The organism is Pseudomonas sp. LS_2, from assembly GCF_042709235.1.
Classification (GTDB): Bacteria; Pseudomonadota; Gammaproteobacteria; order Pseudomonadales; family Pseudomonadaceae; genus Aquipseudomonas.
This window is the reverse complement of the sequence record NZ_JAVAYC010000026.1, coordinates 1-22,296: the sequence shown is the minus strand read 5'-3', so window position 1 is coordinate 22,296 and position 22,296 is coordinate 1. Positions and strand designations below refer to the sequence as shown.

Annotated in this window: 20 protein-coding genes; 5 read left to right on the top strand and 15 right to left on the bottom strand. The window is 63.8% G+C overall.

Features of this window, described 5'->3' with window-relative positions; all coding sequences use genetic code 11:
* Positions 1-82: 82 nt before the first annotated feature.
* Entirely contained in the window at positions 83-1,585 is a 1,503-nt protein-coding gene (gene nhaB / locus RAC97_RS19860; protein WP_375097593.1) for a sodium/proton antiporter NhaB, read from the bottom strand.
* Between the two features lie 152 nt (positions 1,586-1,737).
* On the opposite strand from nhaB, the gene RAC97_RS19855 reads away from it, so the two are divergent.
* Positions 1,738-2,550, top strand: a complete 813-nt coding sequence (locus RAC97_RS19855; protein WP_375097594.1) for a crotonase/enoyl-CoA hydratase family protein — start codon at positions 1,738-1,740, stop codon at positions 2,548-2,550.
* A gap of 28 nt (positions 2,551-2,578) precedes the next feature.
* Positions 2,579-3,409, top strand: coding sequence for an NAD(+) diphosphatase (nudC, locus tag RAC97_RS19850; protein ID WP_375097595.1), 831 nt, complete (start codon positions 2,579-2,581; stop codon positions 3,407-3,409).
* Here nudC and RAC97_RS19845 read toward each other — a convergent pair.
* The 10 genes from RAC97_RS19845 to RAC97_RS19800 all read right to left on the bottom strand — a co-directional run bounded on the left by RAC97_RS19845 (position 3,377) and on the right by RAC97_RS19800 (position 15,490).
* A complete protein-coding gene (locus tag RAC97_RS19845; RefSeq protein WP_375097596.1) occupies positions 3,377-4,156 on the bottom strand; it encodes a TSUP family transporter in 780 nt (259 codons plus the stop codon). The genes nudC and RAC97_RS19845 overlap by 33 nt on opposite strands.
* A gap of 103 nt (positions 4,157-4,259) precedes the next feature.
* Complete coding sequence (locus RAC97_RS19840; RefSeq protein ID WP_375097597.1) at positions 4,260-5,090, bottom strand: alpha/beta fold hydrolase; 831 nt, start codon at positions 5,088-5,090, stop codon at positions 4,260-4,262.
* A gap of 240 nt (positions 5,091-5,330) precedes the next feature.
* On the bottom strand, positions 5,331-7,283 hold the full coding sequence (locus tag RAC97_RS19835; RefSeq protein ID WP_375097598.1) for a DNA topoisomerase III: 1,953 nt from the start codon (positions 7,281-7,283) through the stop codon (positions 5,331-5,333).
* Between the two features lie 308 nt (positions 7,284-7,591).
* Positions 7,592-8,017 carry a GNAT family N-acetyltransferase gene (locus RAC97_RS19830; RefSeq protein WP_375097599.1) on the bottom strand — a complete coding sequence of 142 codons (426 nt, stop codon included), beginning with the start codon at positions 8,015-8,017 and terminating at the stop codon, positions 7,592-7,594.
* The gene (locus tag RAC97_RS19825) at positions 8,010-9,176 is read right to left on the bottom strand and encodes a JmjC domain-containing protein (RefSeq protein WP_375097600.1); all 1,167 of its coding nucleotides are present in this window, start codon (positions 9,174-9,176) and stop codon (positions 8,010-8,012) included. Before RAC97_RS19825 ends, RAC97_RS19830 begins: the two co-directional genes overlap by 8 nt.
* A gap of 82 nt (positions 9,177-9,258) precedes the next feature.
* Entirely contained in the window at positions 9,259-10,629 is a 1,371-nt protein-coding gene (gene purB / locus RAC97_RS19820) for an adenylosuccinate lyase (protein WP_375097601.1), read from the bottom strand.
* 197 nt (positions 10,630-10,826) lie between these two features.
* Entirely contained in the window at positions 10,827-11,453 is a 627-nt protein-coding gene (gene hflD, locus RAC97_RS19815; protein WP_375097602.1) for a high frequency lysogenization protein HflD, read from the bottom strand.
* Positions 11,450-12,574 carry a tRNA 2-thiouridine(34) synthase MnmA gene (gene mnmA, locus RAC97_RS19810; protein ID WP_375097603.1) on the bottom strand — a complete coding sequence of 375 codons (1,125 nt, stop codon included), beginning with the start codon at positions 12,572-12,574 and terminating at the stop codon, positions 11,450-11,452. The genes hflD and mnmA overlap by 4 nt, the downstream gene beginning before the upstream one ends.
* Before the next feature lie 58 nt (positions 12,575-12,632).
* Positions 12,633-13,073, bottom strand: a complete 441-nt coding sequence (locus RAC97_RS19805; RefSeq protein ID WP_375097604.1) for an NUDIX hydrolase — start codon at positions 13,071-13,073, stop codon at positions 12,633-12,635.
* A gap of 191 nt (positions 13,074-13,264) precedes the next feature.
* Positions 13,265-15,490 (bottom strand): NADP-dependent isocitrate dehydrogenase, encoded by a 2,226-nt coding sequence (locus tag RAC97_RS19800; protein ID WP_375097605.1) that lies wholly within the window; start codon positions 15,488-15,490, stop codon positions 13,265-13,267.
* 449 nt (positions 15,491-15,939) lie between these two features.
* Here RAC97_RS19800 and icd point away from each other — a divergent pair, with 449 nt between their 5' ends.
* The gene (gene icd / locus RAC97_RS19795; RefSeq protein ID WP_375097606.1) at positions 15,940-17,196 is read left to right on the top strand and encodes an NADP-dependent isocitrate dehydrogenase; all 1,257 of its coding nucleotides are present in this window, start codon (positions 15,940-15,942) and stop codon (positions 17,194-17,196) included.
* Positions 17,197-17,262: 66 nt separating this feature from the next.
* Here the strand turns inward: icd and cspD are convergent, their stop codons facing one another.
* Positions 17,263-17,514, bottom strand: a complete 252-nt coding sequence (gene cspD, locus RAC97_RS19790; protein WP_375097607.1) for a cold shock domain-containing protein CspD — start codon at positions 17,512-17,514, stop codon at positions 17,263-17,265.
* A gap of 228 nt (positions 17,515-17,742) precedes the next feature.
* Between cspD and clpS the strand changes: the two genes are divergently transcribed.
* Together clpS and clpA are read left to right on the top strand one after the other, a co-directional pair.
* Positions 17,743-18,105 carry an ATP-dependent Clp protease adapter ClpS gene (gene clpS / locus RAC97_RS19785; RefSeq protein WP_375097608.1) on the top strand — a complete coding sequence of 121 codons (363 nt, stop codon included), beginning with the start codon at positions 17,743-17,745 and terminating at the stop codon, positions 18,103-18,105.
* 30 nt (positions 18,106-18,135) lie between these two features.
* Complete coding sequence (gene clpA, locus RAC97_RS19780; protein WP_375097609.1) at positions 18,136-20,406, top strand: ATP-dependent Clp protease ATP-binding subunit ClpA; 2,271 nt, start codon at positions 18,136-18,138, stop codon at positions 20,404-20,406.
* Positions 20,407-20,491: 85 nt separating this feature from the next.
* Here the strand turns inward: clpA and infA are convergent, their stop codons facing one another.
* From infA to aat, 3 genes are all read right to left on the bottom strand, one after another.
* Positions 20,492-20,710: a translation initiation factor IF-1 gene (infA, locus tag RAC97_RS19775; RefSeq protein WP_002553999.1), complete on the bottom strand. Its 219-nt coding sequence runs from the start codon at positions 20,708-20,710 to the stop codon at positions 20,492-20,494.
* A 103-nt stretch (positions 20,711-20,813) separates the two neighbouring features.
* Complete coding sequence (locus RAC97_RS19770; protein ID WP_375097610.1) at positions 20,814-21,521, bottom strand: arginyltransferase; 708 nt, start codon at positions 21,519-21,521, stop codon at positions 20,814-20,816.
* Positions 21,522-21,576: 55 nt separating this feature from the next.
* On the bottom strand, positions 21,577-22,257 hold the full coding sequence (aat, locus tag RAC97_RS19765) for a leucyl/phenylalanyl-tRNA--protein transferase (protein WP_379671503.1): 681 nt from the start codon (positions 22,255-22,257) through the stop codon (positions 21,577-21,579).
* Between the last annotated feature and the right edge of the window lie 39 nt (positions 22,258-22,296).

Below are 22,296 nucleotides of genomic sequence, written 5' to 3'. Positions count from 1 at the left end.
GATTATGCTCAAAATTATACAAGTCAAATTTCTTGTACAGCTTTTGTCGAGCTTGCCAACACCGGCAAGCTCGACGCGATCTCTACAGCCAGTAAGTCACCGCCCACCAGCCCAGCCCGCCCATGACCACGGTGTATGGCAGCGCCATCCACACCATGCGCCCGTACGACAGGCGGATCAGCGGCGCCACGGCCGAAGTCAGCAGGAACAGGAACGCCGCCTGGCCATTCGGGGTGGCGACGCTGGGCAGGTTGGTGCCGGTATTGATCGCCACGGCCAGGGTCTCGAAGTGTTCGCGACTCATGGCGCCATCAAGAAACGCCTGCTTGACCTCGGTGATGTAGATGGTGGCCACGAACACATTGTCGCTGATGGCCGAGAGCAGCCCGTTGGCCAGGTACAGCATGCCCGGCTGCTGCTGCGCAGGCAGCGCCAGCACCGAGGCGATCAGCGGGCTGAACAGCTGCTGCTGGTGGATCACCGCCACCACCGCGAAGAACACCACCAGCAGTGCGGTGAACGGCATGGCGTCTTGGAAGGCGCGGCCCAGCCGGTGCTCGTCGGTGATACCGGTGAACGCGGTGATCAACACGATCACCAGCAGCCCTACCAGGCCCACCTCGGCCACGTGCAGGCCGAGGCAGACGATCAGGATCAACGCGCAGAGGCCTTGCACCACCAGGGCCAGGCGTTGCGCCGGGGTGCGTGCGGCATCGTCCTTGCGCGCAGCCGTCGCCAGCACCTCGCGCACGGCCTCGGGCAGCAGCGTGCCGTAGCCGAACAGGCGCAGCTTCTCCAGCAGCACGCAGGTCGCCAGGCCTGCGGCCAGTACCGGCATCGACACCGGGGCGACCTTGAAGAAGAAGTCTGCGAAATGCCACCCCATTTCATGGCCGATCAACAGGTTCTGCGGTTCGCCTACCAGGGTGCAGACACCGCCCAGCGCAGTGCCGACCGCACCGTGCATCAGCAGGCTGCGCAGGAAGGCGCGGAACTGGTCGAGGTCGTCGCGGTGCAGGTGGCCAATGTCCTGGTCGCTGTCCAGCAGCGTCTGCTCGTGGGGCTGGGCGCCGGAGGCGACGCGGTGGTACACGGCGTAGAAGCCGACTGCTGCGCTGATGATCACCGCGGTGACGGTCAGGGCATCGAGAAACGCCGAGAGAAACGCCGACAGCACGCAGAACAGCAGGGCCAGTACGGCCTTGGAACGCACGCCGAGCAAGATCCGCGAGAACAGGAACAGCAGCAGTTCCTTCATGAAATAGATACCGGCGACCATGAACATCAGCAGCAGGATCACCGGGAAGTTGTGCTGCAACTCCTCGTACAGCGCCTCGGGCGTGGTCATGCCGAGCAACAGGGCCTCGACCAGCAGCAGGCCACCGGGCATCAGCGGGTAGCACTTGAGTGCCATGCCCAAGGTGAAGATGAATTCGATCACCAGTACCCAGCCGGTGACGACCGGGCCGAGGGTGAACAGCAGCAGGGGGTTGAGCAGCAGGAACAGGCAGATGACAGCTTTGTACCAGCGGGGCGACTGGCCCAGAAAGCTGTGGGCGAGGGTGCCGCCAAGGGTGCGGGACATGAAATTGTTTCCTTATTTTTCAAGCACCGGCGAAAGGTGCCCCATCGTGGCCCACCGCGCAAGGCGTGCAGTCCCGCTTTTGGCACAAGTACGGCCTGGCGGGTGCGCTATAGTCCGGCGCTGTGAACCTTTTTCCCACAGGAGTGCCGCCCGTGACCGAGTACACCGCGTTCAAGGTCGAATTGACCGACAACATCGCCCACGTTCAGATCAACCGCCCGGAAAAGATCAACGCGATGAACGCAGCCTTCTGGGAGGAGATCATCGACATCTTCCAGTGGGTCGAGGACACCGACGCGGTGCGGGTCGTGGTGCTCAGTGGCGCGGGCAAGCATTTTTCCTCCGGCATCGACCTGATGATGCTGGCCTCCCTGGCCGGGCAGATGGGCAAGGACGTGGGTCGCAACGCGCGCCTGCTGCGCAAGACCATCCTGCGCCTGCAAGGCTCGTTCACCGCCGTGGACAACTGCCGCAAGCCGGTGCTGGCGGCGATCCAGGGCTATTGCATCGGTGGTGCCATCGACCTGGTGTCGGCCTGCGACATGCGCTATTGCAGCCGTGACGCGCAGTTCTCGATCAAGGAGATCGACATGGGCATGGCCGCCGATGTCGGCACGCTGCAACGTTTGCCGCGTATCATCGGCGACGGCATGATGCGTGAACTGGCGTTCACCGGGCGCGTTGTCGAGGCCGAGGAGGCGCTGCGCATCGGGCTGGTCAACCGGGTCTTCGAGGACCAGGGGGCATTGCTCGACGGGGTCTTTGCCATCGCCCGGGACATTGCCGGAAAATCGCCCATTGCCGTGGCGGGCACCAAAGAGATGCTTAGCTACATGCGCGACCATCGCATCGACGATGGGCTGGAATACATCGCCACCTGGAACGCCGCGATGCTGCAGTCCGAAGACCTGCGCGTCGCCGTGGCGGCCCATATGAGCAAACAGAAACCAACGTTCGCCGACTGACGGCGAACGCGCCTGACAGGACCGGAACATGTCGTCACGCTGGACTACCGCAGTACTCGACCCGCAGATCGCCGGCGGCTGGGCCGTCGCCCGCAGCCCAGCAGGTTTCCTGTTGGACGACAACGGCGCGTTGTTCCCCCGTGACTGGCTCAAGCGCCAGGACCTGGATGTCTTGTGCGAGCATGGCATTGGCCACTTCGATGGCCAGCCGGTGTTCCTGCTGGAGCTGCGTGGGGCCGGCGAGGTGAACGGTTGCAGCTGGCGCGGGCTGCGCCAGTTCATGCTCGAAGGCGACTTCGACACCTACAAGCTGCTCGGCTACGCCGCGCAGATCGGCACCTGGGCGCGCGAGCACCGTTTCTGCGGCAGCTGCGGTCAGCCGATGACGCAGATTCGCTGGGAGCGGGCGATGTACTGCCAGCCTTGCGACCTGCGCAGCTACCCGCGCATTTCACCGAGCATGATCGTGCTGGTCACCCGCGGCGACGAGATCCTGCTGGCGCGCTCGCCACGCTTCGTTACCGGGGTATACAGCACCCTGGCAGGCTTCGCCGAGCCGGGCGAGTCGGCCGAGGACTGCCTGGCACGCGAAGTGCGCGAGGAAGTGGCGGTGGAGGTCAAGAATATCCAGTACGTCGGCAGCCAGTGCTGGCCATTCCCGCATTCGATGATGCTGGGTTTCCATGCCGAGTACGCCGGCGGCGAGATCGTCATGCAGCCGGACGAGATCGAGGATGCACAGTGGTTCAACGTGCACGACCTGCCGCCGCTGCCAGCCGGCAGGTCGATCGCCCGCTACCTGATCGACCTCTACGTAGCGCGTCGGCTAGGCCTGCCCGAACCAGTGCTGCCACGCTAGGCGCACGGTCAAGGCCAGCACCACGGTGATGAACACCGGGCGGATGAACTTGCTGCCGCCGCTGATGGCCGTGCGTGCGCCGAAGAACGCTCCAACCATCACCGACAGGCCCATGGCCAGGCCGACCACGTAGTCCACCTGCCCGGAAACGATGAACACCGTCAGCGCCGCGACGTTGCTGACGAAGTTCATGCTGCGCGCCACGCCGCTGGCGCGTACCAGGTCGATGGGGTACAGCAGCAGTGTGCTGACGGTCCAGAACGCACCGGTGCCGGGGCCGGCCACGCCATCGTAGAAGCCCAGGGTGAAGCCCTGGGGCAATTGCCATTTCTTCTTGATCGGCACATCGGTATCCAGCGGCGCCTTGGGTGTGCCACCGAACAGAAGGTACAGGCCGCAGGCGAAGACGATCACCGGCAGCATGCGGTTCAGCCATTCGGCGGGCAGGTAGTGGGCGATGGTCGCGCCCAGCAACGCGCCGACCAAGGTGCCCCACAACGCGCGGCGCCATTTCACAGGCTGGAACAGCTTGCGCCGGTAGTAGGCGAAGCTGGCGGTGGCCGAGCCGAAGGTCGAGCTGAGTTTGTTGGTGCCCAGCACCAGGTGCGGCGGCATGCCGGCGGTCAGCAGGGCGGGGGTGGTGAGCAGCCCACCGCCCCCGGCGATGGCATCGATGAAACCGGCGACGAAGGCAACGGTAGCGAGAATCAGCAGGACATGGGGTTCTACGGAGAGTTCGAAAGGCATGGCAGTCAGGGCAGGCAGGGCGCAGCAAAAGGCCACGCGAGAGCTGCACATGGTAATCCTGGCGGGGTGTTGACCGCCAGGATTAGACCCTGGAGCCTGGCGGTTACTGGCGAATGAAGGCCAGCAGGTCGTTGTTGATCACCTCGGCATGAGTGGTCGGCATTCCATGGGGGAAGCCCTTGTAGGTCTTGAGCTCGCCATTGGCTAGCAGCTTCGCCGACAGCGGCCCGGCGTTCTCGTACGGCACGATCTGGTCGTCATCGCCGTGCATGACCAGCACTGGCTGCTGGATTTGCTTGAGGTCCTCGGTGAAGTCGGTCTGCGAGAAGGCGACGATACCGTCGTAATGGGCCTTGGCGCTGCCGATCATGCCCTGGCGCCACCAGTTGGCGATGACCCCTTCCGCCGCCTCGACGCCAGGACGGTTGTAGCCGTAGAACGGCCCGGCCGGTACGTCGCGGTAGAACTGCGCGCGGTTGCTCGCCACCTGGGCCTGGAAGCCGTCGAACACCGACTTGGGCAGGCCGCCGGGGTTGGCAGCGGTCTGCACCATCAAGGGTGGCACGGCAGCGATCAGCACCGCCTTGGCGACCTTGTCCTCGGGGTGGCGGGTGATGTAGCGCACCACTTCGCCGCCGCCGGTGGAGTGGCCGACATGCACGGCGCCCTGGGTGCCGAGGTGTTGCACTACCGCGGCGGTGTCGTCGGCGTAGTGGTCCATGTCGTGGCCGTCCCAGACCTGGCTGGAGCGCCCGTGGCCACGGCGGTCGTGGGCCACCACGCGAAAGCCCTGGGCGAGGAAGAACAGCATTTGCGCGTCCCAGTCGTCCGAGCTCAAGGGCCAGCCGTGGTGGAAGTGGATGACCGGTGCATCACGCGGGCCCCAGTCTTTGTAGAAGATTTCGACACCGTCTTTCGTTGTGACGTATCCCATGTTCGCTGCTCCTGGGTGGTTTGCGTTGAGGAATGAGAAGGTGTTGCCGCGGAGGTAGGTTGGGCGAAGCGAGCTATGAGAATAGGAGAAATGGCGAAAGGCGCTGGCTTTTAGTGTTCGTCTATCGCTGGGGCGCGGTGGTGGCCCTTTCGCGGGTAAACCCGCTCCCGCAGGCACCCCGCTGCATCTGAGTTCAACGTTGTTCCTGTGCGGGGTTACCCGCGAAAGGGCCGCATGGAATCAGGCAGGTTTGCGCACTTTGCCCTTGCGCGGCGTGCCAGCGGTGGCCTTGGCTTTCCCTGTGGTTCTGCGTTTTTTCTTCCACGGCGCGCCCTTGCCGCCGACAGGCACAGGCGGGCCGCTGATGGTCATGCGCATGCCGGCGCAGCGCTGCACCAGCTTGCCCATCCAGGCAGACTGGCGGGCGACGAAGTCTTCCAGGGTCATCTCACCGCTTTGCACCATGTCCAGTGCCTGTTCCCAGATGGCCGTGGTGCCGGGGTCGGCGATGGCGCGGGGCACGGCGTCGATCAGGCTGAACGCCGCAGGTGTGGCGGACAAGGCCTTGCCGTTCTTCACCAGGTAACCGCGGTCGAGCAGGCCCTGGATGATGCTCGCGCGGGTGGCCTCGGTGCCGATGCCGGTGGTTTCCTTGAGTTTCTGCTTCAGGCGCGGGTCGTCCACCAGCTTGGCAACGTTCTTCATCGCCTTGATCAGGTCGCCCTCGGTGAAGGGCTTGGGTGGTTGGGTCCACAGGTCCTTGAACAGCACCTCGCGTACGGCGCAGTCCAGGCCCTCGCGCAATGCTGGCAGCACCTGTGGAGCAGGGGCTTCGCGGCCTTTGGCCGGGGCCAGGGCTTCGGGCAGGGCGCGGCGCCAGCCGGGTTCGACGATCTGCTTGCCCACCGCGCGCAGGCCGTGACCGGCGCAGTCGAAGTCGGCCTGGGTGCGGTCGTACTCGTGGTTGGGCAGGAACTGCGCCAGGTAGCGCGCGCGTACCAAGGTGTACACCGCCTTGTATTTGGGTGGCAGGCGGGTGGGGTCGCTGGCGGCGGCGGTGGGAATGATGCCGTGGTGGGCGCTGACCTTGGCGTCGTTCCAGGCGCGTGAGCGACGCTGCGGCTCAAGGTGCGGCTGCAGGGGCGCAAGGCTGGCGTCGGCGCGTTGCAGGGCAGACAGAATCGCCGGGGCTTCGGCGTGCTGGCTGAGCGGCAGGTAGCCACAGTCGCTGCGTGGGTAGGTGATGAGCTTGTGGGTTTCGTACAGGGCCTGGGCGATGTCGAGGGTTTCCTGGGCACCAAGGCCGAGCTTCTTCGAACAGACCTCCTGCAACGTGCCCAGGTCGAACGGCAGCGGCGCGACCTCGCGCATGCGTTCGGTCTGAACCTTGAGCACCCGGGCGCTGGCGGCCTGGGACATGTCTGTCGCCGCCTGGCGCGCCAGCGCCTGGCGAGTGCAGCGGCCTTGATCGTCACAGGCATCTTCCGGGGCGCGCCACTGGGCGCTGAAGACGCTGCCGGCGTGTTCGAGCTGGACGTCGATGGCCCAGTACGGCACCGGCACGAAATCGGCGATGCTGCGGTCGCGATCCACCACCAGGCGCAGCGTCGGGGTTTGCACCCGACCTACCGGTAGCACCCCCTGGTAGCCGGACTGTCGGCCCAGAAGGGTAAACAGCCGGCTCATGTTCATGCCGATCAGCCAGTCGGCCCGAGAACGGCCCAGGGCCGAGTGATACAGGCTGAACGTTTCGTGGCCTGGCCGCAGGCGCGCCAGGGCCTTGCGGATGGACGCGTCGTCCAGCGCCGACAGCCACAGGCGCTGCACCGGACCCCGGTAGCGGCAGTGTTCGAGCAGCTCGCGGGCGATCATTTCGCCCTCGCGGTCGGCGTCGGTGGCGATCACCAGCTCCCGGGCCTGGCCAAGCAGGCGCTTGACGGCCTTGAACTGGCTGGCGGTCTTGGGTTTGACCTGCATCTTCCATTGCTGCGGGATGATCGGCAGGTCGTCCAGGCTCCAGCGCTTGTAGCGGGCGTCGTAGCTGTCGGGCGGGGCGGTTTCCAGCAGGTGGCCGATGCACCAGGTCACGCAGACATCGGCCCCTTGCCAGCAGCCATCGGCCTTGCGCGTGGCACCGAGGACTTTGGCGATGTCTTTGGCCTGGGAGGGCTTTTCGCAGAGGAACAGGCGCATGGCCGCGAACGCTTTCTGAATGAGAGTGGCGCTAGGATGCGCAAGCCTGGGCGTTCAGGCAAGGCTTATCTGTATGGATGTACAGTTTTTTGTTGCGCGGTGGCTGCACCCGTGGGAGCGGCCTTGCCGGGGCGCCGGACCGGTCGGAAGGGGCTGCGAAGCAGCCCCAGCGAACGCGCTGTTGCAAAGATCCCGGGGCTGCTTCGCAGCCCTTTCGCGGCACAAGGCCGCTCCCACAGGTTTAGCGCTGGCCTCAAGACAGTGGCCCCACAAAGGCCGCACACCAGGGGCGTGCAGGGGGTGGGGAGTTACTGCGAGTCGCGCACCATGTCCACATGCGCAATACCCGCCTCGAGGAACTCCTCGCTGACCACCCGGAAGCCCAGGCGCTCATAGAACGGCGTGGCATGTACCTGGGCACTGAGGCGCTGCTGCTTGAGGTCGCGGTTCTGCGCTTCGAGGATCACCGCACGCATCAGCGCATCGCCTACGTTCAGACCGCGCCAGTCCTTGAGCACCGACACCCGGCCGATGGTGCCATCGGGCAGCAGGCGTGCGGTGCCGACCGGGTACTCGCCTTCCAGCGCCAGGAAGTGCACGGCGGTCGGATCTTCAGCGTCGAACTCCAGCTCTGGCGGCACGTGCTGCTCGGCGACGAACACGGCGCTGCGGATGCGGTGGATATCGGCGTTGTCTTTGTGCCAGTCGGCCAGGCGCACGCTGATCTTATTCATTGGCGAACCCCAGGCTGCCCTGCTTGACCAACTGGCACACCAGGGTCAGGGCTTCCTCGTCTTCCAGCCACTGCGCCAGGTTCTCGATGTGCAGGGCATCGGCAGCGCAGATCAACTTCAACAGATCACGCAGGTGGCCCGACAGCAGACGGCTCTGGCCGCTGGCGAACAGCAGCAGGTTGTCGTTGACTTCCGACCAGGCCATGCGTGCACTTGGGTTGCGGATCAGGATCGCGCCTTGCTCGAGGCTGTCGACCAGCTCTTCTTCGCTCAGTTCTTCGCCTGCCACCTGCTCGGGGTAGCGTGGCTCGGTCATGAACTGGCCGAACCAGGTCAGCAGCAGGCGCTCGTCGCCCATGTGCTCGGTGAGCAGGGCCTTGAGGCGGTCCAGGGCGTCGTACTGGATCTGGTGCGGGTCGCTGGCAGGCTGGGCGTCGGCGTCGCTGTAGCGCTCTTCGTCGGGCAGGAACTGGCTGAGGAAGTCGGTGAAGTGGGTCAGCACTTCGGCGGCGCTTGGCGCGCGGAAGCCCACCGAGTAGGTCAGGCAATCGTCCACTGCGACGCCGTAGTGGGCCAGGCGCGGCGGCAGGTAGAGCATGTCGCCTGGTTCCAGGGTCCACTCGTCGCTTTGCTGGAAGTCGGCGAGAATGCGCAGGTCGGCATGTTCGAGCAGCGGGCTTTCACTGTCGCACATCTGCCCGACCTTCCAGTTGCGCTGGCCGTGGCCTTGCAGCAGGAACACATCGTAGTTGTCGAAGTGCGGGCCGACGCTGCCACCGGGGGCGGCGAAGCTGATCATCACGTCGTCGATGCGCCAGCTGGGCAGGAAGCGGAAGTGCTCCAACAGCTCGGCCACCTCTGGTACGAACTGGTCCACCGCCTGTACCAGCAGGGTCCAGTCTCGCTCGGGCAACTCGGCGAAGGCGTCTTCCTCGAACGGGCCGCGACGCAGCTCCCACGGGCGCTCGCCGTGCTCGAGGATCAGGCGCGACTCGACTTCCTCTTCCAGGGCAAGGCCGGCCAGCTCGTCGGGGTCGATGGGGCTTTCGAAGTCGGTGAAGGCCTGGCGCACCAGCAGGGGCTTCTTCTGCCAGTAGTCGCGCAGGAATTCACGGGCCGTCAGGCCGCCAAGCAGCTGCAGTGGAATATCAGGATTCATGTTCAACCTATTGAAAAAATGTAATTTTCATCCGTGAATAAAAACGCCCGGCTGAGCCGGGCGTTTCCACGCGGGGTCAGGCTCAGATGCGCTTGGCCTGCGCAGCCGCGTTACCGATGTAGGTGGCAGGGGTGAGCTGCTTGAGCTCGGCCTTGGCCTCGGCCGGCATGTCCAGTCCATCGATGAAGGTCAGCAGCGCCTCTGGCGTGATGCCCTTGCCGCGGGTCAGCTCTTTGAGCTTCTCGTAGGGGTTCTCGATGTTGAAGCGGCGCATGACGGTCTGGATGGGCTCGGCCAGCACTTCCCAGCAGGCGTCCAGGTCGGCGGCGATGCGCGCTTCGTTGACTTCCAGCTTGCCGATGCCTTTGAGGCTGGCTTCATAGGCGATGACGCTGTGGGCGAAGCCCACGCCCAGGTTGCGCAGCACGGTGGAGTCGGTCAGGTCGCGCTGCCAGCGGGAGATCGGCAGCTTGCTGGCCAGGTGCTGGAACAGTGCGTTGGCGATCCCCAGGTTGCCTTCGGAGTTCTCGAAGTCGATCGGGTTGACCTTGTGCGGCATGGTCGAGGAGCCGATTTCGCCCGCGACGGTCTTCTGCTTGAAGTAGCCCAGGGAAATGTAGCCCCACACATCGCGGTCGAAGTCGATCAGGATGGTGTTGAAGCGGGCGATGGCGTCGAACAGCTCGGCGATGTAGTCGTGCGGTTCGATCTGCGTGGTGTACGGGTTGAACTGCAGGCCCAGCTCGTCTTCGATGAAGGCGCGGGCGTTGGCTTCCCAGTCGATCTGCGAGTAGGCCGACAGGTGGGCGTTGTAGTTGCCCACGGCACCGTTGATCTTGCCCAGCAGCGGCACGGCGGCTACCTGGGCGATCTGGCGCTCCAGGCGGTAGACGACGTTGGCCAGTTCCTTGCCCAGGGTGGTCGGCGAAGCCGGCTGGCCATGGGTGCGCGACAGCATCGGCACCTCGGCATGCTGGTGGGCCAGGGTGCGGATGGCCTGGGCGATCTGGCGCATCAGTGGCAGCAGCACGTCGTCACGGCCCGCGCGCAGCATCAGGGCGTGGGACAGGTTGTTGATGTCCTCGCTGGTGCAGGCGAAGTGGATGAACTCGCTGACCTTCGCCAGTTCAGGCAGCTTGGCGGCCTGCTCCTTGAGCAGGTACTCGATGGCCTTGACGTCGTGGTTGGTGGTGCGCTCGATTTCTTTCACGCGTTCGGCATGCTCGAGCTTGAAGTCGGTCGCCAGGGCGTCGAGCACGGCGTTGGCTTCGGCGGAGAACGCCGGCACTTCGCCGATCTGCGGGTGAGCGGCCAGGCGCTGCAGCCAGCGAACCTCGACCAGGGCGCGGAAACGGATCAAGCCGTATTCGCTGAAGATAGGGCGCAGGGCCTGGGTTTTGCCGGCATAGCGGCCGTCTACAGGGGAAACCGCAGTGAGCGAAGAAAGCTGCATGGGGTGTTCTCGGGCAGTCAGGCTTTTGGAAGGGCGCATATCATACATGAAAATTGCGCCCGAGTCGGGTGGCTGACCAAAGGTCGGGCCTGTTCAAGCGTTAGGGGCCTCCTGTAGGAGCGGGCTTGCCCGCGAATGCGGCGGTGGGATCGGCATCGCATTCGCGGGCAAGCCCGCTCCTAAGGAGGCGGCGCGTCCTACGACGGCGCGCGCATCATGTCGTACAGTTCGTTGAGCAATTTGCGACGGCTGAAAACCAGCTGCCAGCGATGCCCGCCCAGTTGGCGCCACAGGCGCGCGGCGCGGATACCGGCCAGCAGCAGGGCGCGGATCTTCGAGGCATTGCTGGCCTGCTGCAGGAAGCGCATGTCGCCATGCACCTGGATACGCTGGCGCAGGGTGCTCAGGGTGTCCTGGTACAAGGCTCCGCTGGAAGCGATGACGTTTTCGTGAACCAGGCCGAAATGCTCGGCCTGGGACTGGATTTGCGGCAGGCGGTTGCCGATGGTGTCGAGCAGGTCTCCGCGCTTGTTCAACTGGCGTTCCAGGCCCAGCATCGACAGGGCGTAGCGCAGCGGTTCGCGCTGCAGGCTGCTGGGGTCGCGCTCAAGGGCGCCGACCAGTGCGCGGTAGCCGTCGCGCAGGTTGAGGTCGTCGCCGCCGAACACCTCGAGGGTGTCCTTCGGGTCGCGTACCAGCAAACTGCCAAGCATGCAGCCGATGTTGGCCTCGCTGGCCTGGCCGGTGCGGGCGATGCGGTCGACCAGCACGGCGGCCTGGAACACGGCGCCGAGGGCGACCAGTTGTTCGTTGAGGTTGCTCATGTGCGCGGGCTCCACGGTTCGGCGGTCTCGATCACGCCGCCGCCCAGGCATACCTCGCCGTCATAGAACACCACCGACTGGCCGGGGGTCACGGCGCGCTGCGGCTCGTCGAACACGGCGCGGTAGCCGTTTTCGGTGCGCTCCAGGGTGCACGCCTGGTCGCCCTGGCGATAGCGCACCTTGGCGGTGAGCTGGCGCGGGCTGGCGAGGTCGATGGCGTTGACCCAGTAGATTTCCGAGGCCAGCAGTGCGCGGGAGAACAGCCAGGGGTGTTCGTTGCCCTGGCCGACCACCAGCACGTTGCGCGACAGGTCCTTCTCCAGCACGTACCACGGCTCGTCGCCCGCGTCCTTCAAACCGCCGATGCCCAGGCCCTGGCGCTGGCCGATGGTGTGGTACATCAGGCCGTGGTGCTGGCCGATCACCTCGCCTTCGGTGGTCTGGATCTCGCCTGGCTGGGCCGGCAGGTACTGCTTGAGGAAGTCGCTGAAGCGGCGCTCTCCGATGAAGCAGATGCCGGTGGAGTCCTTCTTCTTCGCGGTGGCCAGGCCGTGCTTCTCGGCAATGGCGCGCACCTCGGGCTTTTCCAGCTCGCCCACCGGAAACAGGGTGCGGGCGATTTCCGCACCGCCCACGGCGTGCAGGAAGTAGCTCTGGTCCTTGTTCGGGTCCAGGCCCTTGAGCAGCTCGGTGAGCTCACCTGTGTCGCGGCGGCGCACGTAGTGGCCGGTGGCGATCAGGTCGGCGCCCAGCGACAGGGCGTAGTCGAGGAATGCCTTGAACTTGATTTCGCGGTTGCAGAGGATGTCCGGGTTCGGCGTGCGGCCGGCCTTGTATTCCTCGAGGAAATGCTCGAACACGTTGTCCCAGTACTCGGCGGCGAAGTTGGCGGTATGCAGCTTGATGCCGATGCGGTCGCACACGGCCTGGGCGTCGGCCAGGTCTTCGCGGGCGGTGCAGTATTCGGTGCCGTCGTCTTCTTCCCAGTTCTTCATGAACAGCCCTTCCACCTGGTAACCCTGCTCCAGGAGCAGGAGGGCGGAGACGGAAGAGTCCACGCCGCCGGACATGCCGACGATGACGCGGGTCTTGGCGGGGTCTTTGAGTGCTGGGCTGGTCATGGTTACCGGTGGGGTTCTGGGGGAAAAATTCCGATTCTATCAGGACGCTGGCCGCGCGTCAGTCACGTAGCAGGGTCAGGCTGTGCAGGGGCCCGGCGAGGTAGTCGTCGAGGCAGCGCGGCACCAGCTCGCTGCGCCAGCGCTCGGGATTGGCCAGCAGTTCGTCGCGGGTCAGCCACACGGCGCGGGTGATATCGCTGTCCAGCGGGCGCTCGGGATGGTGGCGCAGGGGGCGGGCGGCGAAGCAGATGCGTTGGTAGGTCACGCCGTTGCTGGGGGCGGTGTACAGGTAGATGCCTACCACGCCGGTGAGCTCGACGTCCCAGGCGGTTTCCTCGAGGGTTTCGCGCAGGGCGGCTTGGGGCAGGGTTTCGTCCGGCTCCAGGTGACCGGCGGGTTGGTTGAACACGTGCTGGCCGGCCTTGAATTCCTCGACGAAGAGAAACTTGCCTTCGTGCTCGACGATGGTGGCGACGGTGATGTGCGGTTGCCAGGTCATGAGCGGCTCCGTTGGGGCTGGCGCGAACCCTGTGAGAGCGGGTTTACCCGCGAATGCGATGGCGAATTCAATGACGCATTCGCGGGTAAACCCGCTCCCACAGGTTCCGTGTTAGCCGCCAGATATGATTTGTCCAGAAAACACAAACCCCGGTGCGTGGCCGGGGTTTGTGCTGTTACGTCAAGCGAACCTTACAGTGCGGCGATGGCGCTGTTCAGGGTCTGGCTTGGGCGCATCACCTTGGCGGTCAGCTCGGCATCCGGGGCGTAGTAGCCACCGATGTCGGCTGGTTTGCCCTGGACTGCATTGAGTTCGGCGACGATAGTCTGCTCGTTCTCGGTCAGGGTCTTGGCCAGCGGGGCGAAGCGCGCCTGCAGGGCAGCGTCGTCGCTCTGGGCAGCCAGGGCCTGGGCCCAGTACAGGGTCAGGTAGAAGTGGCTGCCACGGTTGTCGATACCGCCGACTTTACGCGAAGGCGACTTGTTGGTGTCGAGGAACTTGCCGGTGGCCTGGTCGAGGGTATCTGCCAGGACCTTGGCGCGCGGGTTGTCGTAGGTGTTGCCCAGGTGCTCCAGGGAAGCGGCCAGGGCCAGGAATTCACCCAGCGAGTCCCAGCGCAGGAAGTTCTCTTCCACCAACTGCTGAACGTGCTTGGGCGCCGAACCGCCCGCGCCGGTCTCGAACAGGCCACCACCGTTCATCAGCGGCACGATGGACAGCATCTTGGCGCTGGTGCCCAGTTCCATGATCGGGAACAGGTCGGTCAGGTAGTCGCGCAGTACGTTGCCGGTCACCGAGATGGTGTCCTTGCCTTCGCGGATGCGTGCCAGGGAGAACTTGATGGCCTCGACCGGGGCCAGGACGCGGATGTCCAGGCCAGTGGTGTCGTGATCCTTCAGGTACTTCTGTACCTTCTCGATCATCACGCCGTCGTGGGCGCGCGCCGGGTCCAGCCAGAATACCGCCGGGGTGTTGCTCAGGCGGGCGCGGTTGACGGCAAGCTTCACCCAGTCCTGGATCGGCGCGTCCTTGGTCTGGCACATGCGGAAGATGTCACCGGCTTCGACGCTCTGCTCCAGGACGACCTTGCCCTTGCTGTCGACCACGCGCACGACGCCGTCGGCCTTGACCTGGAAGGTCTTGTCGTGGGAGCCGTATTCTTCGGCTTTCTGCGCCATCAGGCCGACGTTCGGTACGCTGCCCATGGTGGTCGGGTCGAAGGCACCGTTGACCTTGCAGTCTTCGATGGTGGCCTGGTAGATGCCGGCGTAGCAGCGGTCCGGGATGATGGCCTTGGCGTCTTGCAGCTCGCCTGCGGTGTTCCACATCTTGCCCGAGTCACGGATCATCGCTGGCATCGAGGCGTCGACGATCACGTCGCTCGGCACGTGCAGGTTGGTGATGCCCTTGTCGGAATTGACCATGGCCAGGGCCGGACGGTCGGCGTACAGGGCCTGGATGTCGGCTTCGATCTCGGCCTGCTGCTCGGCTGGCAGGTCCTTGATGCGGGCGTACAGGTCGCCGATGCCGTTGTTGGCGTTGAAGCCAACCTGGGCCAGGGCGGCGGCGTGCTTGGCCAGTACCTCGTTGTAGAACGCTTCGACGATGACGCCGAACATGATCGGGTCGGAAACCTTCATCATGGTGGCTTTCAGGTGTACCGACAGCAGTACGCCAGAGGCCTTGGCGTCGGCGATCTGCTCGGCGATGAAGGCTTTCAGGGCCTTGCGGCTCATGGTGGCGCAGTCGATGACTTCGGCGGCCTTGACCGCGGTTTTCTCTTTCAGGACGGTGGTGCTGCCATCCTTGCCGACCAGCTCGATGCGCAGGCTGTCGTCAGCCTCGATCAGCGCGGCCTTTTCGCTGCCGTAGAAGTCGCCTTGGGTCATGTGGGCGACATGCGACTTGGAGTCGGCAGCCCAGGCGCCCATCTTGTGCGGGTGCTTGCGGGCGTAGTTCTTGACCGACAGCGGCGCGCGGCGGTCGGAGTTGCCTTCGCGCAGAACCGGGTTCACGGCACTGCCCTTGATGCGGTCGTAGCGAGCGCGGGACTCTTTCTCGTCGGCGGTGGCCGGCTCGTCGGCGTAGTCAGGGATATTGAAGCCCTTGCCTTGCAGTTCCTTGATCGCCGCCTTCAGCTGTGGAACCGAAGCGGAGATGTTCGGCAGCTTGATGATGTTGGCTTCAGGAGTGGTGGCCAGTTGGCCCAGTTCCGCCAGGTGATCGCCTACCTGCTTCTCTGCGCCCAGTTGCTCAGGGAACGCCGCGAGGATACGGCCAGCCAGGGAGATGTCGCGGGTTTCGACGGCGATGTCAGCCGAAGCGGTGAAGGCTTCGATGATCGGCAGCAGCGAGTAGGTGGCGAGGGCGGGGGCTTCGTCGGTGAAGGTGTAGATGATCTTGGAACGGGTGGGCATGCGGGTTAACTCTCTATGTGCTGAGCGTACTCGAGTCTCGAGGTGCGCAGGGTAGGCGCTTCGCCCTGGCGACGCCATGAGCGGATGGTCGAGAGGCTGCGAGCGGTGATGGTGGATGCATCAGTCGAGCGTCAAAGTGCTGGAGTGCGGTAACAAACCAGGCTTGGTGGCCTTCGTGGCCGAGGGCGAGCCGCATTTTCCAAGGGTTCGCCCCGATGACCCTGCGGTCAGCGCCGGAGTATACCAAACCCTTTGGGCTAATCAGCAAGGCCAAGTGATATCGAGGCCCTTATAAGACCAAAGATTTAGCTGCAATGCGGCGCGTTGCCGCAGGTGCGCCATTATGGGGCACGGCTGGGGCAGTGCCTGGCTTGCAGGTCGGCGGATGTGGTTTAGGCTCAGTGGATCGCATGATGTCCAACCACACCCGAAAGCGGAGTAGTGCAAGCATGGGATACCAGAAAATCAAGGTTCCGACGGATGGTGCCAAGATCACCGTCAATGCCGACCATTCGCTCAACGTTCCCGACAACCCGATCATCCCCTACATCGAGGGCGACGGCATCGGCGTGGATGTCTCCCCTGTGATGATCAAGGTGGTGGATGCGGCCGTGCATAAAGCCTACGGCGGCAAGCGCAAGATCGCCTGGATGGAGGTGTACGCCGGGGAAAAGGCCACCCAGGTGTATGACCAGGACACTTGGCTGCCGCAGGAAACCCTGGATGCGGTGCGCGACTATGTCGTGTCGATCAAAGGGCCGCTGACCACGCCGGTGGGCGGTGGCATTCGCTCCCTGAACGTTGCCCTGCGCCAGCAGCTCGACCTCTATGTATGCCTGCGCCCGGTGCTGTGGTTCCAGGGTGTGCCGAGCCCGGTGAAGAAACCAGGCGATGTGGACATGGTGATCTTCCGTGAAAACTCGGAAGACATCTATGCCGGTATCGAGTGGAAGGCCGGCTCGCCTGAGGCGAACAAGGTGATCAAGTTCCTCAAGGAGGAAATGGGCGTCACCAAGATCCGCTTCGACCAGGACTGTGGCATAGGCGTCAAGCCGGTGTCCCGCGAGGGCACCAAGCGCCTGGTGCGCAAGGCCCTGCAGTACGTGGTGGACAACGACCGCGAGTCGCTGACCCTGGTGCACAAGGGCAACATCATGAAATTCACCGAAGGAGCTTTCAAGGACTGGGGCTACGAGGTGGCGCGCGACGAGTTCGGTGCCCAGTTGCTCGACGGCGGGCCCTGGATGACCTTCAAGAACCCCAAGACTGGCCGCGAGGTCGTCGTCAAGGACGCCATCGCCGACGCCATGCTCCAGCAGATCCTGCTGCGCCCGGCCGAATACGACGTGATTGCCACGCTCAACCTCAACGGCGACTATCTGTCCGACGCACTGGCGGCGGAAGTCGGTGGCATCGGCATCGCGCCAGGGGCCAACCTGTCCGATACCGTGGCGATGTTCGAGGCGACCCACGGCACGGCGCCCAAGTACGCCGGGCAGGACAAGGTCAACCCGGGCTCGGTGATCCTCTCCGCCGAGATGATGCTGCGGCACATGGGTTGGACCGAAGCGGCGGACCTCATCATCAAGGGCACCAATGGCGCGATTGCCGCCAAGACCGTGACATACGACTTCGAGCGGTTGATGGAGGGCGCGAAGCTTGTGGGCAGTTCGGGCTTTGGCGACGAGATGATCAAGCATATGTAGGGTCAAAACGAAACCGGCCAGCCCCGAAGGGCTGGCCGGTTGCTTTCATACCGTCGAGGGACGGTGTCAGGCTTGCGCGGTGCTGGTCGCAGTGCGTGCCGGGGTGTGTGCGGCGCCGGCATTGCTGATGTTTACCGCATGCTTGCCTTTCGGGCCCTGGATGATCTCGAAGGTCACGGGCTGGCCGGCCTTGAGGGTCTTGTAACCCTCCATCTGAATGGCAGAGTAGTGGGCAAAAAGGTCTTCGGTATCACCGTCTTCGTTGATGAATCCATAGCCCTTGGCATTGTTGAACCACTTGACTTTACCGCTCGCCATCCTTATGTCCCTCTGCAAAGGACTCCATCACTGGAGTATCATCCACTTCATCCGCATACGAACCTTGCGAAAAATCTGGTTGACTGCGCGGATCTTTATCGACCACGGTGGGCTCTTATTGGTTGTAACACCGTTTTGCCGATAGTCAAGGTCATGCGGCGGTCGCGCCGATAGCGACCTCGGGGCCAACTCATAACCTTAACCTATCGATATGATGAAATTCTTTCCATGCATGCACTCAGGCAGATTCGTCTAACATTCAATCAGGATCGCCCGCAGTCCGATCAGGACGACGGCGCAGGTCTGGCGGTGCAGGAGGCCAAGCCGATCCTGCAGGCTCCACCGATGTACAAGGTGGTTTTGTTCAACGATGACTACACCCCGATGGATTTCGTCGTCGAAGTGCTCGAGACGTTCTTCAATCTGAACCGCGAGCTGGCGACCAAGATCATGCTGACCGTCCATACCGAAGGGCGGGCAGTGTGCGGATTGTTTACCCGTGACATCGCCGAGACCAAGGCCATGCAGGTCAACCAATACGCCAGGGAAAGCCAGCATCCGCTACTCTGTGAAATCGAGAAGGACGGTTAATCGCCGACCACTTGGGTATGAGGTGAAGCTATGTTAAACCGCGAGCTCGAAGTCACCCTCAATCTTGCCTTCAAGGAGGCCCGCTCGAAGCGTCATGAGTTCATGACCGTCGAGCATCTGCTGCTGGCACTCCTTGACAATGAGGCTGCCGCGACCGTTCTGCGCGCCTGTGGCGCCAATCTCGACAAACTCAAGCATGACCTGCAGGAGTTCATCGATTCCACCACCCCCCTGATTCCCGTGCACGATGAGGACCGCGAGACCCAGCCAACCCTGGGCTTCCAGCGGGTTCTGCAGCGTGCGGTGTTCCATGTGCAGAGTTCCGGCAAGCGTGAAGTGACCGGCGCCAATGTGTTGGTGGCGATCTTCAGCGAGCAGGAAAGCCAGGCCGTGTTCCTGCTCAAGCAGCAGAGCGTGGCGCGTATCGATGTGGTCAACTACATCGCCCACGGTATTTCCAAGGTGCCGGGCCATGGCTCGCACAGTGAAAGCGACCAGGACATGCAGGACGATGAAGGCGCAGAAGCGTCCTCGTCGAGCAACCCGCTGGATGCCTATGCCAGCAACCTGAACGAGCTGGCCCGTGCTGGGCGTATCGACCCGTTGGTCGGGCGCGAGCAGGAAGTCGAGCGCGTCGCGCAAATTCTGGCGCGTCGTCGCAAGAACAACCCGCTGTTGGTGGGTGAGGCAGGTGTCGGCAAGACCGCCATCGCTGAAGGCCTGGCCAAGCGCATCGTCGACGGGCAGGTGCCGGACTTGCTCGCCCAGAGCGTGGTCTACTCCCTGGACCTCGGGGCGCTGCTGGCCGGCACCAAGTACCGCGGCGACTTCGAGAAACGTTTCAAGGCGCTGCTCGGCGAGCTGAAAAAACGCCCGCAGGCGATCCTGTTCATCGACGAGATCCACACCATCATCGGTGCGGGTGCGGCATCCGGCGGCGTCATGGATGCGTCCAACCTGCTCAAGCCGCTGCTGTCGTCCGGGGATATTCGCTGCATCGGCTCAACGACCTTCCAGGAGTTCCGCGGCATCTTCGAGAAAGATCGCGCATTGGCGCGGCGTTTCCAGAAGGTCGACGTCACCGAGCCGTCGGTGGAGGACACCGTTGGCATCCTGCGCGGCCTGAAGGGGCGTTTCGAGAGCCACCACAATATCGAGTACAGCGATGAGGCCCTGCGCGCTGCCGCCGAGCTGGCAGCCCGCTACATCAATGACCGGCACATGCCTGACAAGGCCATCGATGTGATCGACGAGGCGGGTGCCTACCAGCGCCTGCAGCCGGAGGCCAATCGCGTCAAGCGTATCGACGTGCCGCAGGTCGAGGACATCGTCGCCAAGATCGCGCGTATTCCGCCCAAGCACGTCACCAGCTCCGACAAGGAACTGCTGCGCAACCTCGAGCGCGACCTGAAGCTGACCGTGTTCGGTCAGGACCAGGCGATCGATTCCCTGGCCACGGCCATCAAGCTGTCTCGTGCAGGCCTGAAAGCGCCGGACAAGCCAGTCGGTTCGTTCCTCTTCGCCGGCCCTACCGGGGTGGGCAAGACCGAGGCGGCGCGGCAGTTGGCCAAGGCGCTGGGCGTTGAGCTTGTGCGCTTCGACATGTCCGAGTACATGGAGCGGCACACGGTTTCGCGCCTGATCGGTGCGCCTCCAGGTTACGTCGGGTTCGATCAGGGCGGCTTGCTGACCGAGGCCATCACCAAGCAGCCGCATTGCGTGTTGCTGCTCGATGAAATCGAGAAGGCCCACCCGGAAGTCTTCAACCTACTGCTGCAGGTGATGGACCACGGTACCCTGACCGACAACAACGGGCGCAAGGCGGACTTCCGCAACGTGATCCTGATCATGACCACCAACGCCGGTGCCGAAACCGCCGCGCGGGCCTCGATCGGTTTCACCCACCAGGACCACGCCTCGGACGCCATGGAGGTGATCCGCAAGAGCTTCACGCCGGAGTTCCGCAACCGCCTGGATACCATCATCCAGTTCGGCCGCCTGAGCCACGAAACCATCAAGAGCATCGTCGACAAGTTCCTTATCGAACTGCAGGCGCAGCTGGAAGACAAGCGTGTGCTGCTGGAAGTCAGCGATGCCGCGCGCGGCTGGCTGGCGAGCTCGGGCTATGATGTGCAGATGGGCGCGCGACCAATGGCGCGGCTGATCCAGGACAAGATCAAGCGGCCGTTGGCCGAAGAGATCCTGTTCGGTGAGCTGTCCGAGCATGGCGGTGTGGTGCACGTCGACCTGCGCGATGGCGAGCTGGTGTTCGACTTCGAGACCACGGCAGAAGTGGCTTGAAGAAGCAGGGTCGCTTTTGCGGCCCTTGCTGTTTCTTCACATGAAAAAGCCCGGCACATTGGCCGGGCTTTTTCATGGCTTGAGCTTAGCGCGCACGGTAGGTGATGCGGCCCTTGCTCAGGTCGTACGGCGTCAGTTCGACGCGGACCTTGTCGCCAGTGAGAATACGGATGTAGTTCTTGCGCATCTTGCCGGAGATGTGCGCGGTAACGACGTGCCCGTTTTCCAACTCCACGCGGAACATGGTGTTGGGCAGGGTGTCGACGACAGTGCCTTCCATTTCGAAGCTGTCTTCTTTCGACATGCAGTAAAGCCCTCGGTATCCAGTGATGACCCGACGCACGACTGCACCGGGCAAAAAAAGTGGCGTGGATTATGCCCGAAAATTGTGTTTCAAGCCAATGCTTTCAATTGAGGCTGACCCAGCGCTGGTTGATCAACAGTTCGATGGGACGGTACTGGGTCTTGTAGTTCATCTTCTTGCAGTTCTTGATCCAGTAGCCGAGATAAACGGCATCGAGGTTCTGGCGCAGGGCCTCGGTGATCTGCCAGAGAATGGCATAGCGGCCCAGGCTGCGACGTTCCTCGTCAGGCTCGTAAAAGGTGTAGACCGCCGACAGACCGTTGGGCAGCAGGTCGCATACCGCCACTGCCAGCAGGCGGCCTTCGAGGCGGAACTCGTAGAACCAGCAGAAGGGCAGGTCGCGCACCAGGAAGGTGGAGAACTGGTCGCGGCTCGGAGGGTACATGTCGCCGTCCGCGTGGCGCTGTTCGATATAGCGGCGGTAAAGCTCGAAGTATTCTTCCTTGAATGCCGGGCGCACGGCGCTCACGGTGATGTCGGCATTGCGCTTGAGAATGCGTCGTTGCTGGCGGTTGGGGATGAAGCGTGCGGCCGGAATGCGTGCAGGCACACAGGCATTGCAGTTCTGGCAATGGGGGCGGTAGAGGTGGTCGCCACTGCGGCGAAAGCCCATTTCCGAGAGATCGGCGTACACGTGCACATCCATCGGCTGGCTGGGGTCGAGAAACAGCGTGGTCGCCTGCTCGTCCGGCAGGTAGCTGCAGGAGTGGGGTTGAGTGGCATAGAACTTCAACCGCGCCAGCTCTGTCATGATCAACCCCTCGGTGAGACTTTGCCTTAAGTGTAAGCCAGCTCCGGAAACTCGCCTAGCGAACCCAGGCGACGTTGCAAGGCTGGTCGAGGTGGCGGGCGAGGTACTCGGCAAAGCGTGCGCGGCTGATGGCGCGGGCGCCAAAACTGTGCAGGTGGTTGGTGGGCATCTGGCAGTCAATCAGCTCGAACCCGGCCTGCTGCAGGTGCTGTACCAGCGTCACGAAGCCAACCTTGGAGGCATTGTCGGCACGGCTGAACATCGATTCGCCAAAGAACAGGCGGCCCATGGCCAGGCCATAAAGCCCGCCAACCAGCTCGCCCTCTTCACGTACCTCCACCGAATGGGCAATGCCGCGTCGGTGCAATTCGCAGTAGGCGGCCCGCATGCTGTCGGTGATCCAGGTGCCGTCGGCATAGTCGCGTGGCGCGGCGCAGGCGGCGATCACGCCTTCGAAGTCGGTGTCGAAACTCACCTTGTAGCGGCCCTGGCGCATCAGCTTGGCCAGCGAGCGCGAGACGTGCAGCTCCTGAGGGAACAGCACCGTACGCGGGTCGGGCGACCACCACAGGATCGGCTGGCCATCCTGGTACCAGGGGAAGCAGCCGTGGCGATAAGCCTGCACCAGGCGATCGGCGCTCAGGTCGCCGCCCGCAGCGAGCAGGCCGTTGGGGTCGTGCAGGGCTTTTTCCAGGGGAGGGAAGGTCAGTGAGTCGCGGGTCAGCCAGGTGGGCATGGTCTTCGGGCGGGTGTGGGGGGGGGGGGGGAGCATGGC